Origin of the sequence: Pedobacter sp. R20-19, assembly GCF_000708265.2 — a bacterium.
Taxonomy (GTDB): domain Bacteria; phylum Bacteroidota; class Bacteroidia; order Sphingobacteriales; family Sphingobacteriaceae; genus Pedobacter.
This window is the reverse complement of sequence record NZ_JCKI01000006.1, coordinates 107,873-123,069: the sequence shown is the minus strand read 5'-3', so window position 1 is coordinate 123,069 and position 15,197 is coordinate 107,873. Positions and strand designations below refer to the sequence as shown.

Sequence of the window (15,197 nt, the reverse complement as noted above, 5' to 3'; positions counted from 1 at the left end):
CACCTTTATAAATCCCGAAGATAGGCCTATAACCTGCGCTGGCATTGAACTATTGATTAAAATGTTAGCATTATTGTTCAATCTTGCTGAGAATGATTTTCGTTTTTCCTCCTTATTTTTGAATAGCTGGTTTTTCCGACAAATGGAAATAATCGAAATCTGCAAAGCCACCTGTTTCCTTTGTTGCATAATTAAAAAGTGCAAATCGGTAACCCATAAAATGAGGAATGGTATAACTCATTTTTACGGGATCGCCAATGTTTTTCCAGTCCTTTCCATCCAGGCTATAAAAGAATGTAGCCAGGTCTTTTCTTTCCGCAAAATCGCAATCTACCCTCAAATATATTTTGTTTTGCAACAGCGGAATAGCTGTTGATGATTTGGCCTTTCCGCCAGAAGCATTGATAAAAATAATGGACTTCTTTCCATTTTCGAGCTTTACACCAATTTGTCCATAATTTTTCTGCAGGATCGCCATACCTGCAAAATCACCGTTTTTCATGTTGGCGAGATCCAGTGTGGTACAACCTGATGAAAATGGCCCGATGGTTCTTTGCGTAAGGGTATTCCGGGCAGATAAAAAGCTGGTATCAATACGGCCTGTTGTTAACCTTAAAAAACCCTTTCTCTGGCGAACCGACCAATACTTAGGATCAGGATTATGGTTCCATTGCCAAACCAGCGGCAAATCGCGGTCATTTTTCGAGCGCGTAAATTCATCAGCTGCAGCAATGGCCGGAATCATTCCTTTACTCACTGGCAAATCCAGCATTTCAGGTACTTTACCATCAATCCCCAGCACTGGCCAGTCCTTTTCCCATTTCAGCGGCACCAAATAAGGAATCCGGCCAACGGCGCCATTGTCGCGAAATAAATAAGCAAACCAATTTCCATCCGGGGTATCAATCAGGCCGCCTTGTGCCACACCTTTATCTTGCAGTGCTACTCTTCCCTCATATGGCCCAGTTAAATGATCTGAACGATGAATGACTACCGTACGCATTCCACCCCTTGGCCAGGTAATGTTAAAGAGGTAATATTTGCCTTTCACTTTAAATAATTGCGATCCTTCGGCAGGCAAACCACCTGTATTGCCAGAGGGTAATCCGGCATCTTCAATCAACACCTGTTCGGGCACATCGGGATTGATGCCGCTCAGATCGGCCTTCAGCTCAACCAATTTAATTTTACCACTGCCATACACCATGTAGGCCTTTCCATTGTCGAAAAATAAAGAATGATCGTGCAAACTGGGTTTGAAATCGATCCGCTTCCAATCTCCTTTTTCGATGTCTTTGGTCCTAAAGATGGTTGTTTTTCCGGTAGTTTGGGCAAAGGTGCTTACATAAAAAGTACCCTCATGGTAACGCAGGCTGCTCGCCCAGGAACCTTTACCATACGCATTTTGACCATTAACCAGATTGAGCGCATCCACATTGGCCAGCGTATCGTAGGCATAACCTACCATTTTCCAGTTTACCAGGTCTTTTGATTTCATGATAGGCAAACCCGGACTCATGTGCATCGTGGTACTGCTCATATAATACGTATCGCCTACACGAACCATAGAAAGATCGGGCACATCTGCATAAATGATTGGATTTTGTGCATTTTGCTGGGCAAATGCCTGATTATTTATTAAAGCGATAAAAAGCAGGCAGACGATAATATTTTTCATTTTCTATATTCGGTATTTAAGTGGAGATCATTTTAATATCAATGTATATGATTTTCCCGCAACCGTCGGAATATCATATAAAAATGTTTTCTGCAAAATCGGATCATCAGTTATTGCATTTTCAGAAAGCAGGGCATCTGGTGTTTTGGCAACCGTATAAAATGTATTCGGGTTGATGCCTTTTGCAGGTTTCAGAATAAAGCCTTTGCCTTTCAGTTGATCAGCTACTCGGATGCGCAGGTTGCCACCGATGGTAGATCTGATCACCACTTTATTCAATTTGCCATCTCCCCATACCATTTCCTGCACTTCAAAACCTCCCCTTGCCCGAAGGCCTTTTACCCTTCCTTTCTTTTTCCATACATCAGGAAGTGCGGGGAGCAGATGCAAGGCTTCATCTGCACTTTGCATCAGCATTTCGGTAATGCCAGAGGTACAGCCAAAATTTCCATCAATCTGAAATGGTGGATGTGCATCAAAAAGATTGTTGTAGGTGCCGCCACCGCCCGGATTAACACCCAATGGTGTCAGCTGGTTCTGAATGAGTTGATAGGCGTGGTTCCCATCCTGCATCCTGGCCCACCAGTTGATTTTCCAGCCCATGCTCCATCCGGTAGATACATCGCCTCGCTGCAACAGCGTATTCCTGGCTGCCGAAAAAAGTAAGGGCGTGCGGTATGGTGAAATTTGATTGGAAGGAAACAATCCATACAGATGCGAAATATGGCGATGTTTATCATCTGGACTATCAATATCATCCAGCCACTCTTGCAACTGCCCATATTTACCGATGTGCATCGGCGGCAATTGCGCCCGCATTTTAAATAGGCTATCACTGAAAGTCTGATCTACATTCAGAATTTTTGCAGCTTGAATAACGGATGAGAAAACATCAAATACGATTTGATTATCCATGGTTGTTCCGGCATCAATAGAAGAGCCGCCATGTGCTTTTGGCGCATTTTCGGGAGAGGTTCCCGGATTAACCACCAGCCATTTATATTTGGGATGAATTACCAGGAAATCTTTATAAAAGAGGGCTGCACCCTTCAAAATGGGATAAACGGTTCTAAGATAATTTTTATCTCCATTGTAGAGGTAATGTTGCCATAAATGCTGACTTGTCCACCCTCCACCTGCATTCCAGATGCCCCAGAAAGCACCATCAACCGGGCCTGTACTTCTCCAGATATCGGTATTGTGATGGGCCACCCATCCCCTTGCACCATACATGTTTTTTGCGGTAATTGCACCTGTTGCTGAAAGTTCTTTGACCATTTTGAGAAAGGGCTCGTGCAATTCTGCCAGATTAGTAGGTTCTGCAGGCCAGTAATTCATCTGCGCATTGATGTTGATGGTGTATTTACTGTCCCAAGCCGGATAAAGCTTATCATTCCAGATGCCTTGTAGATTTGCCGGCTGCCCGCCAGGTTGCGAAGAACTGATCAATAAATAACGCCCAAATTGATAATAAAGCGTTACAAAAGCAGGGTCATCCGAATTCCTGAAATTGGCCAACCGCTGATCGGTGGGCAATGCAACAGCTTTGGTTGTTCCCAAATCTAGTTGCACGCGGTTAAAATATTTCTGATATGTAGCAACATGCGTACTGAACAGGTTTTCATAAGATTTAGCGGTTGCTTTTTCCAACTCATCAGCAGCACGGGCAGCGGCATCGCCAATAACATCTAGATAGTTGTTAAAATTGGTAGAGATGGAAATATAAATGGTTACTGCGTTGGCACCATTAACAGTAATGCTGCTATCTGAAGTACTGATGTTGCCACCCTCATTTTTAAACCGACTCATGACCTGGTATTTCACCATGCCTTTAATCCCTTCATGGTCACTGGAAATACCATCAAGAATCAGGTCTTTGGCCGATGAGTGAATGGAAAACTTTTTATGCGGTGTACTATAATTTGCTGTAAAGGAAATCTGCCCGGGTTGATCTCCTGTCAGGCGCATCACGATGACACGATTGCCAAAGGCTGCAAAGGCTGTCCGTGTGTAAGTTACACCATCCACCATATAACTGGTTTTGGCGATGGCCTTTTCCAGATCCAATTCCCGATGATAGTTTTTGTATTCCTTTTGACCAGGAAAACTAATTTCAAGATTACCTGCCGGCTGGAAGATTTGGCCAGAAGATTTTTTGCCAAACATCACTTTATTGGCAAGGTTTTCTGCTGTTTTGTGCTTTCCATCAAAAATTAACTGTCTGATTTCTGGCAACGCATCAAGGGTTTCCGGTACATCATTCTGATACGGGCCTCCACTCCAAAGGGTATGTTCATTGAGTTTGATCGTTTCCTTTTCTACGTTACCATAAACCATTGCACCAAGCATGCCATTGCCAAGCGGAAGGGCATTTTCCCAAACCTTTCCTGCTGGCTGATCATACCACAGCTTTAAATGAGATGTTTTAGTCTTTTGGGCCCGTGAAGCCGAAGTGAGCATCATGCATAAAATCACAGTCAAAACCAGTACAGTATTGGTTTTGACTGTGGATTTAATCATCATACGTAATAAATGGAACCCCATTACTTAAACAATAATGCGGAAAACTGGTACAAATTATTTCGCCACACTGGCCAGGTGTGGCCGCCCTGATACTCTTGGTAAGTATATTTAATATCCAGCTTTTTAAGCTTATCCATCATGATCTGGCAGTTATTATAGGCAATATCTTCTTTGCCGCCCATGGCAATCCAGAATTGTTTCAGGTTGGTGTTGATCTTTTCACGGTTGTTTTTCATAAAATCGTATTGTACGTCGGCTACCTCATTCTGTCTGCCTACGATCCAACCCGAACTGAACACCCCCAGATAGGCGAAATTGTCTGTATTTCTAACGCCGGTATAAAGCGTATGCATTCCGCCCATTGATAAACCTGCCAAAGCCCGGTTTGCCGCATCGGTTTTAGTACGATACGTTTTTTCTACCAGCGGGATGATCACTTCCTTAAGTTCAGATTCAAATGTTTTTAATCCGCTTTCCGCAAAGGCCGATCCGCCTACATTGGCATCAGGCATAACAATGAGCATGGGTTTGGCTTTCTGTGCAGCAATGAGATTGTCTAGAATTAGATCGGTCTTTCCCTGGTTTGCCCATCCCGTTTCGTCCTCACCTCCTCCGTGGAGAATATAAAGTACCGGATATTTTTCATTGATATTGGTATCATAGCCTGGTGGCGTGTACACATAAAACTGTCGCCATGAATTGGTGATCCTGGAAAAATACTTTTTAATGCGGATATCACCATGGGGTACATCTTTCAAGGCATAATAAGCACCGCCTGCAAAAGGAATTTCAATGCCGCTGGCCATCCTGCCCATTCCATAATACGTTTTACTTGCCGGATCAGCTACGGGAATACCGTCAATAATCAGTGAATAATAATGAAAGCCTTCACCAATTGAATCAGTAGTAGCTGTCCATTTGCCCTGATTATCTTTTACCATATCATATTTTTTTCCTAAATCGACTTGTACCTTTTGGGCATCTGGTGCAGCAACACTGAACATCACACGGTGGTCATCTAAAATCTGCGGATATTTGTTTGACCCGATATTGGTCGAAGCGGGCGCACCTGCTACGGGATATTTAGAAAAAGTGGTCGTATCTACAGGTTTGAAAATCAACTGTGAAAACATATATAAACCATCTTTCCAAACTTTGAAATCATGTACACCTGGCTCGATAAAATAAATATGCGGTACATCATTTTTTTGCAGGTAATCATGTGTGCGCTTGCTGAAACTGATCAGGTTATCACTTGCCCCACAGGAAATAAACAATAACTTCAGCATTTCTTTTGCTTTTTTCGGATTAGGCATCAGTTCCTGTGGTGATTTGGTATTTGGTGCAGAAGAAAATCCACCTACCCAGGCAAATTTATTCAGATTGCCCAAACCAAAGTTTAAAGACTGGCCTCCGCCCATTGACAAACCTGCAATTGCCCTGTGCTCGCGGTCTTTGTAGACGCTCAATTTCTTCTCCACATACGGGATGAGATCATTCAGCAAATCTTTTTCAAAGTTGGCAAAAGCTTCCACCTTGTCTTTCGCCATAATGTTTCCTGTTGCCCGGTCATCTTTCATGGCCCGTCCGTTTGGCATTACCACGATCATCGGTTCAATTTTGCCTTCAGCGTAAAGGTTATCAAGGATCACCTGTGGTTTCCCACCTCTGAACCATTCCTTTTCATCGCCTCCGATGCCATGTAGCAGGTATAAAACAGGGTATTTTTTATTTCTCACATAACCCGGCGGGGTATAGACTAGCGCCCTGCGATTGTTTCCAACTGTTTTGGAAGCATAAGTAAGGGTATCAATTTTCCCATGTGGGATATTGGGTTTTTCTACATCAAACTCTGGAGGGCCAGGTGTTATAATGCCTTGTGAAAACACCGGAAAGGTAAATAGCGCTGAAACGCTAATTAGCAAGGCGATATGCAGTTGAGAAGGTCTGATTCTTTTAATCATATTTGGTTGTGTTAATTTAAGGGTATAGGTACCGTTGCTTCATTTTAGCGTTTACCCACTGCGGCAACACCTTCAGTGGTTTGTACAATTTTCTGAATCGTACCATCCGGATTATAGTGAATATAGTCGATACAAATTGATCTTCTGTAGCTTCCACCTGTTGGCAATGTGCCGTTATGGTAGAAAAAATACGATTTTCCTTTGAAATCTACAATTCCTGGATGGGTAGTGAAACTATTGGGCACATTTTCCTGGATAATACCTTTGTATACCCAGGGTCCCTGCGGACTTTTCGCCATACAATATTCAATCATTTCAGGCTTTGTACCTGCTCCTGCATAAACCAGGTAATAATTACCCTTTCTTTTATAAACCCAGGGTCCTTCAATATAGTTTTTAATATCCAACACCGTAATCGGACCATCCAGTTCCGTCATGTTTTTTTTGAGTTTAACACTTTTGCAACTGCCATTTCCCCAGAAAAGATAAGCCTGTCCGTCATCGTCAATAAATACAGTTGGATCAATATCATCCCATCCATGTTTCTTATCTGTTGTCATTTCATTGGTGATCAATGCCTTTCCAATGGCATCTTTAAATGGCCCTGTTGGACTATCCGATACCGCCACGCCAATGGCCATTCCGCCACCACTTTCTGCATTTTTCTGGTGCCCTGTGGAAACATACCAATAAAATTTACCATCGCGGTAAATGCATTGGGCAGCATAAGCATCTCCGCCTGCCCATGAAAATGTTTTGGGCGAAAGCAAGGTGCCATGATCTTTCCAGTCGACCATATTATCCGAGGAAAATACATGCCAGTCGGGCATTTTATAGTTGGTATCTTTTACGGTAGCCGTATCATGGCCTATATAAAGATAAACTGTATTTTTATAAACGATTGGTGCGGGATCGGCAGTGAAAATGTTTTTAATAATGGGATTCTGCGCCTTTAAATTACTTTGTACGGAGCAGATCACCGCAATCAGCAGCACGAGGCAAGAAGGTTTCATATGATTGGTATTTGGTTAGTTTAATATTCAGCTACAGAGCTTTAGTCTTTCTTTTTAACAGCGAAAGCATTTGTGCTGCGTATCGTTTACCCAGCTCCCGGTAGCCTGCTGCATTAAAATGGAGTTTATCAGCCGCTACCGTACAACCTTTTGAGGAAATGACATGTGCGCCTGGAATGGTTTGAGGCAGCTTAGCGATAATGTTGTTCATGCTTGCGCAAACACCACCCTGATCTGCATTCACCACCTCGCCGGCAAGTAAAGGCACATCATTGGCTTTTAGATTGAGGTCTTTCAGCAAGTTATCATATACACCTTTTACCTTATTTACCCATAAACTATCGCCAGTGTTGGATTCCCCCTGGTGGAGCAAGATTCCTTTAATAACACCTTTTTTCTGGGCCTCTTTTGCAAGACTTAACAAACGGCCATAAGGATTGCCATCATATTGCTGAAGCATGCCTTTCATCCATTCTGGTGCCGTAGCGGTATAAGAGGGGTAATTGTCTTTATCAAATAGTTCGATTTTGCATCCGCCAACCGCAACTATGATTACTGCAACGCGTACTTTTTTAGGAAGTTCAGCAACCAGTGTACGACCGAAATAATCCACAGGCGTTAAGCCGGTATTACAACGGGTCAACGGCGGAACCGCGGTATACCATTGATTCATTTCACGCTTTAAATCCGGACAATTCACTGCCTGCAACACCTGGAAACGTGGATCAACCTGAACAGTATCCTGTGGTTCAAAACGGGCATTCCCTTCCATGTTCGATTGGCCAAGACACAGGTAAATGTGAAAATTCGGGTCTTGTGCAAAGGAGGCAAATGGTACTGTTAAAAAAAACAGTGCAGCTACACTGATCGTTTTTAAATGAACAGGAGATAAAATTTTGGTTAGTAGTTTTTTGTAATTCATCCTCATAAATTTGTATTCAAGTGGGCATACCTTTTATTGAACCTTCATAATTAATGATGATGCAATCAGGAACACCGCAGTATAAAACTAGGAGTTATGCGTATGCTGAACGGGAAGTTTTGATGATTATTATAGAAAATATGTTTACCGGCTATTGCAGGAGGTAACGCTTTAGATACAATAACAGGGCCTGGCACCAATAAAGAAAAGGCAACGAATAATTTTAGGTTAACGGTCCGTGCGAAATGGCGAAGCCGGAAGATTTTCCGGGTTATATAAATTTGGGTTAACAGGATTATCTGCCCATGCATAACGTACATACATCGGCTTTTCAATTTGTGGTGAATGAACAATGACCTGATCGCCTTTAATTTCCGCATCTGCCCATACAAATTTTCGATCTGCCCCGGCAATCTCAAACTGTGAAAGGGCTTCCCCATCGATTGTTTTTAATCCTGAACCGATATGATCAAAATTCACAATGATCTGATTTCCATCGACCGCTGAGGACTTATAAATCGGGCCTGAATAAACGAGATTTTTTTCTCCGTAACTCCATCTTTTGGCAATCAGCGCCAGGCGTTCCCCAACATCCTTCTTATTATCTGGATGGATGTCGTTCCATTCGCCCAGATCAATGGTAACCGCCATCCCAGTATGGGGTATTTTAAGGGTTTCCAGTGCAGCTTCCCTTAACAAAGCCCAGGCACTTTCACCAGGCTGGTAGCGCATATCGCCATAATTGGGTAACTGCACATAATAAAAAGGAAGATCAGGCATTTCAAATTTTTGTCTCCAATACTGAATAAGCGCAGGCAATAACTTTTTATAGGCGAGCGGATTTCCTACATTACTTTCCCCTTGATACCACAATATGCCTTTTATGCCATACTGAACAATGGGCGCAATCATCGCGTTATAAAGTGCAGTAGGTTGCGCCTGTTCCTGAATCCGGAAGGGACCTTTTCTAAATACCGGACGATAGGCTTCTCCTACCTTATACTGCCATTCACCCTTTAAGTCAATAGGTTGTTGATTGGCTTCCAGTGAGTATGGTTTATCAGGTACAAAACCACCCTTTCCATTTGAATTTTCTACCCGAACCACCAGGATATTTTTACCCGGTTTTAATACTCCAGCTGGAACAGTATATCTTCTTTGCGGATATTGATAGCCGGTTGAACCTACAACTGTTCCGTTGATGTAAAAGCGATCAGCATCTACAATTCTTCCCATCTGGATAAAAGCAGGAACACCCGCCATGGCTTCAGGCACTTCTATTTCCCTTCTGAACCAAACCACACCATCAAGATCACGCATTCCTTGATCTTCCCAAAAACCTGGAATATCAAATTTACGCCATCCTTTAGGCTGGTATTGTGGTTCGAACCATTTCACCGGTTCGAGCAAACCTTTGTCAGCACTTGCTGCTGGCGGGACTTGATTCGCATCCGCAAGCCTGTTTATTTTGTTAACGGCTGCCGTATCTTTATTGCGCTCGATGATCTTACGCAGCTCTTCCATTTCCTTCAGTCCGTCTTCGCCGGTCCAAGCTTCTATTGTGGTTCCACCCACACTTGAATTGATGATGCCAATGGGTATTCTTTGTTCTTCATATATTTTACGGGCGAAGAAATAAGCCACAGCAGAGAAATCATTGATACCCTCTTGGGTAGCTGGTTTCCAATTGCTTTTGGGTAAGTCTTTGGATGGTCCGTTTAAATTGGTGGCGGTGGGCACCCAGAATTGCCTGATTTGCGGGTAATTTGCAGCAGCAATGTCTTTGGCGTAAGTAATATTATGTATCCTCAACTGGTGTACCATATTGGATTGCCCGGCGCAGAGCCATACATCGCCAAAAAGAATATCTTTAAGCACCACTTTATTTTTACCAGAAAATTCCATGGTATAAGGCCCGCCAGCTTTTACTGCCGGAAGTTTGATGAGCCACTTTTCATCTGGCCCGGTTTTGGCACTCCATTTTTTTCCATTGAATCGCAGCACAACCTGTTCCCCTGGCGAAGCCCAACCCCATATTGTCAAAGGCAAATTCCTTTGCAGGATCATGCTGTCGCAAATGATATGCGGTAATCTGATCTGGGCATTTCCCACCAGAGCGAAACAAAAAACAAGGTATAGCGATAATAAAATGTGCTTGATCAGGCTCATGGGGTATCTGGTTAATCGCACAAATCTAATTCAAATAAAAAAGCCATTGAAGCAGATTTGAATAAAAAGGTGTGATAAATGTTTAAGTTAATCCTTATCCGCCTGTCGGCACCGTTCCGTTGAAAATGAAGGGGCTAAAAAAAATCCTTCCTCAAAATTAAGCCTGCGCTCGTTTCCAAACGAGTGCATAATAGTTCTATGATTTTATCACAAGGTACTAACTAAATAATAAGATATGCATATTACTTACAACCTTTTAAAACGCTTACCTATTTCCACGCTCGTTAGAAACGAGCGTGAGCGGGACTTTGTAAATTTTATCAATAAAACCTTTTTAAAAAGATTTCTCCGTTTCGCTACGCTCCAGTCGAAAGGACGACCGTTGACGAAAATACGATGATCGTCGTTCCGACCGCAGTGGAGGAATCCTTGGACCTTGCTTTTTACAAATTAAATATGGAGTAGACATCTATTTACAAAGATCTCTCCGTTTCACACTGCCTGAAAGGGGCAGGTGCTTCAGTCGGAATGACGACCGCTCTATACAGTTTTGTTATCCGTGCCTGCGCTCGTTTCCCAACGAGCGCATTATAGTTCTGCGATTTTATCGCAAGGCATTGATTTAGATAACCCTTATTTATCCTTTATCATATGATCCTCTAACTTCCTTTTCAAATTCATGTATTCAGAAGGTTGCATATTGTATTTGGCCTTGAAAGATTTCGCGAAGTAATTTGGGGTGGCAAAACCCACCATATAAGCAATCTGAGATACGTTCAGATCGCTTTTCTCCAACAATACGGTTGCTTTATCCAGTTTCACCGACCGAATATATTCTACTGGTGAAAGCCCTGTTAATTCTAAAATCTTATGGTAAAGCGAACCCCTGCTCATCCCTACGTGTTTACTCAAATCTTCTACTGATAGCTTTGGGTTATTCAGGTTTTCCTCAATATACAGCGCAACCTTATTTAGTAAACGGTTACTATGTGATTCGATCAGTACCTCAGGTGCCTGAACCTTAATCTGCTTAGTGTAAGTATCACGCAATCTCTTGTTTAAGGCCAATAGGTTTTTAATCTTCGCATGCAGGATTTCGAAATTGAATGGCTTGGTGAGGTAATCATTTGCACCGGTTTCCAATCCTTTAATCTGTTCTTCTTCACCTGTTAAAGCCGTTAATAAAATGACTGGAATATGATTGGTACGTTTGTCTGATTTCAATTTTTTGCACAATTCAATACCATTCATATATGGCATATTGATGTCGCTCACAATGATTTGCGGATGATTAGCCAATGCTTTTTGCCAACCTTCCTGACCATTACAAGCCTCATGCACTTTGAAAGATGATTTCAATCCATCCTTCAGGTAAAACCTAAAATCCTCATTATCTTCTACCAACAGAATAGAAGGAATTTCCGATCCAGGATTTTGAATACTCGCATCTTCGGGCTTTTCTTCCATAACCTCCACCGCAGCAGCAGGATCAGAAAAATCTATTGTCAACTCTTCTGAAAATTCAGTTTCAGCGAAAGGCAGTTCAATGATGAAGGTACTACCCGTTCCAGGCTCGCTTTGTACTGTAATGTCGCCGCCATGCAGTTTTACAAATTCTTTGGCAATGGATAAACCAATCCCGCTCCCCTGATTTAAGATCGGTGCAATGCCATCCGCCTGAAAGAAACGTTCAAAGATTTTTTGCTGATCGGATTCAGTGATGCCAATACCAGTATCTGCAACTTTAATGATCAGGGCCGATTGCCCGTTAACAGGTGAAGATTCCTTCTTTTCCAGTTCTACGGAGATGGTTCCACCAAGCGAAGTAAACTTAAAGGCATTCGACAACAGGTTAAACAGTACGCGTTCTATCTTATCCTGATCAAAAGCGGCATTAAAATACCGCAGCTGACTCTTAAAAATAAGCTGAATTTGCTTCCGCTCACTCAGGTCGTTAAATGATTCCAGCACATCCTTAATAAAGGCTACAATATCGGTCTCTGAACGGTCTAACCTCAATTCATGATCTTCAATTTTTCTAAAATCAAGAATCTGGTTCACCAGGTTAAGTAAACGTTTGGTATTGCGTTTAATCATCCCCAGTGGAGCTGCTATTTTACTGTCTTTTTCCTCTGTAATCAGTTTATCTACCGGCCCCATAATGAGGGAGAGCGGTGTGCGGAACTCATGGCTTAGGTTAGTAAGGAACTTAATTTTCAATTTATCCAGTTCCCTTAACCGCTCTGCCTCCTGCCTCTCCTGCACCCTACGCTGATCGGCTTTCATTTTCTCCTGTACTAAAGCAAATTCTCTTTTTAATTTTAAAATGCCACGATGGCGGATGAAAAGCAATGTTCCAGCAACCAGAACAACATAAAAAATATAGGCATAAATAGTTCGCCAGAAAGGCGGCCTCACATGGATCCGAATAGAAGTTTCGGCAGTATTCCACAGTCCATCATTATTGCTTGCTCTTACATGAAAAACATAGTCGCCCGGATCAAGATTGGTATAAGAAACTGATTTTGTCGAGCCAGCATTAATCCACTCATTATCAAAACCCTCTAAACGATAGGAATAGCGGTTTTGCTCGGGTGCGGTATAATTTACACTTACATAACTCAACGTAAAGCTTTGTTTGTAATCCAGATAAATATCTTTCGCAACCGATATATCTTCCTGAATGGGTCCGTCTTCTACAGGAAGAACGGAAGCATTGGATATTTTTAGATCGGTAAAAAGGACGGGAGGCAGATTTTTATTCTTTTTAAAATACTGAGGATTGAAATAATTAAAACCATCGGCACCACCGAAGTAGATTTCACCATTTGTGGTACTTAGACCTGCTCCCACTACAAAATTATTGTTCTGAACGCCGTTGTAAACGGTATAGTTAGTAAATGCATGTGTTCTCCGATCAAAGCTACTGATGCCTTTATTTGTACTCACCCAAATCTGCCCCTTTTTATCTTCTTCTATGGCGTAAACTGTAGAATTATTTAAGCCTTCTTTTTCACCATAAGTCGTAAATTGTTTGGTGGTTCGATTATATAGGCTTAATCCTCCGCTAAAAGTTCCCACCCATAAATCACCAGCATGGTCTTTTAATATGGATAAGGTCAGATCATTTGGTAATTTATTTTCAGCTTTATTCAATACGCTGAATTTCTTTTCGGCTTGATTAAAAACGGCTATTCCAGATCCATATGAACCAATCCAGATGTCACCCGTAACATCTTCCTCTATGCAACGGATGAAATTATTTCCCGGATAATCTACTTCGTTGAGACCTCTTGGATTTTTACAATATTTAATGATGGCTTTATTGTCTGCATCCAATACATTTACACCACCACCATTTGTACCTACCCAGATTTTACCTGTACGATCTTCTTTAATACAAAAAATATCGTTTGAATTTAGCGCATCGGCACGGGCACTCTGCTTGTATTGCTGCAAGTTTTGGTTAGTCAGATTCATTACCACCAAACCGTTGGAATAAGTACCCAGGTATAGTTTCTTCTGTCGGGTAAGTTCCATCGCCATAATGGAAATGTTATTTAAGGCACTTCCATCGGCAAGGCCAGCATTAAAACGTTGCACCAGTTCTGTTTTTCGGTTAAACAAATTTAACCCTCCGCCATCTGTACCTACAAATATGCCATCTTTATACGCTGCGAATGAAGTGACTACGGATCCATTTAAACCATTCTGATCGAGAATATTGCTTTGCTTAAGGTGAAAAAGATTTAGGTTGGTATCGTATTTACAGATACCACCATGGTAAGGCCCAAGCCAGTAAATCCCAGCATTATCTACATATATGCAACTGATGGATTTGCCAGTCAGGCTATAATTATCTCTCGAGTCAGGTTTGTATCTAGACATCTGACCGCTTTTAATATCCAGAATACTCAACCCGTCTTCAGTTCCAATCCAGAGTTGATTATTCTGATCAACGGCCAAGCTTCTAATGCCATCATTCATCAACGCATTAAAATCACCCCTTTTACTTTTTAATGATTTAAATCCTTTTCCTTCTGGAAGCAACATGCTCAGGCCGTTTTTGGTTCCAAACCATATGTTTCCGGATTTGTCTTCCACAATTGATGATACCGAATTATCACACAGGCTGGTAGGATCTGCAGCTTGATGCTGAAATAATTTAAAAGAATTGGTTGCCCTTTGGTATAAATAAATGCCATTGCTGGAACCTACCCAGATTCTACGTTTACTATCTTCAATCAGGCAGTTAAAGGTGAGTGCAGGAAAAGACCCTTTGGGATTAAACTGGCGCAGGTGATTTTTAATTTTACCGCTTTTGGGATCGAGCTCATCCAAGCCATTAAAGGTTGCAATCCATACCTTGCCAGTATAATCATTGCAAATAGACCGGATAATATCACTACTGAGGGTGTTCGCCTGATTGGCAGGATAAGTAATAAATGTATTTTTCTTGCGGTTATACAGGCTAAGCGAACCACCCGAAGTCCCGATCCAAAGATTGCCTGATTGATCTTCATGTAAGGTTCTGATATCATTCGACTGGATACCGGTAGAGTCATCTGATTTATGCCGGTACACCGTAAAGTTGCTTCCATCAAACTTATTTAATCCATCTTCAGTAGCAAACCACATTAAGCCATAATGGTCTTTAAGAATAGCATTCACTGTATTAGAAGAAAGTCCGTCTCTGATTTGAAGGGAAGTGAAATTTATTTTTTGCCCCTGAGCCAGTCCCGGTCTGGCTGAAAAGATGAAAAAGAGAATACAGAAAACAGTATTTAAAACAACGCGGTTCAGCATGGTGATTAGTTCAATATTTTTACTCTGGTTACTAAGAATACAAAATCCAGTTAAATTCTTTTGCTATACAGCTATCCATTGCAAATAAGTGTTGCGGTTAAACAGCCTATTGTGAGATGATT

The 15,197-nt window shown here is 41.9% G+C and carries 7 protein-coding genes; all 7 read right to left on the bottom strand.

All coding sequences use genetic code 11. From position 1 onward, the window contains the following. Positions 1–112: 112 nt before the first annotated feature. Positions 113–1,678, bottom strand: coding sequence for a glycoside hydrolase 43 family protein (locus tag AN34_RS14675; RefSeq protein WP_029286676.1), 1,566 nt, complete (start codon positions 1,676–1,678; stop codon positions 113–115). Positions 1,679–1,705: 27 nt separating this feature from the next. After that, positions 1,706–4,201, bottom strand: a complete 2,496-nt coding sequence (locus AN34_RS14670) for a glycoside hydrolase N-terminal domain-containing protein (protein WP_051666647.1) — start codon at positions 4,199–4,201, stop codon at positions 1,706–1,708. Between the two features lie 20 nt (positions 4,202–4,221). Continuing rightward, positions 4,222–6,165 (bottom strand): alpha/beta hydrolase-fold protein, encoded by a 1,944-nt coding sequence (locus tag AN34_RS14665; RefSeq protein ID WP_051666599.1) that lies wholly within the window; start codon positions 6,163–6,165, stop codon positions 4,222–4,224. Between the two features lie 44 nt (positions 6,166–6,209). Next, positions 6,210–7,178, bottom strand: coding sequence for a glycoside hydrolase family 43 protein (locus AN34_RS14660; protein ID WP_029286672.1), 969 nt, complete (start codon positions 7,176–7,178; stop codon positions 6,210–6,212). A 31-nt stretch (positions 7,179–7,209) separates the two neighbouring features. Further along, positions 7,210–8,100 carry a sialate O-acetylesterase gene (locus AN34_RS14655; RefSeq protein WP_082468420.1) on the bottom strand — a complete coding sequence of 297 codons (891 nt, stop codon included), beginning with the start codon at positions 8,098–8,100 and terminating at the stop codon, positions 7,210–7,212. 228 nt (positions 8,101–8,328) lie between these two features. Continuing rightward, positions 8,329–10,269: a sialate O-acetylesterase gene (locus AN34_RS14650; RefSeq protein WP_029286670.1), complete on the bottom strand. Its 1,941-nt coding sequence runs from the start codon at positions 10,267–10,269 to the stop codon at positions 8,329–8,331. Positions 10,270–10,902: 633 nt separating this feature from the next. Next, on the bottom strand, positions 10,903–15,075 hold the full coding sequence (locus AN34_RS14645; protein ID WP_051666597.1) for a hybrid sensor histidine kinase/response regulator transcription factor: 4,173 nt from the start codon (positions 15,073–15,075) through the stop codon (positions 10,903–10,905). Between the last annotated feature and the right edge of the window lie 122 nt (positions 15,076–15,197).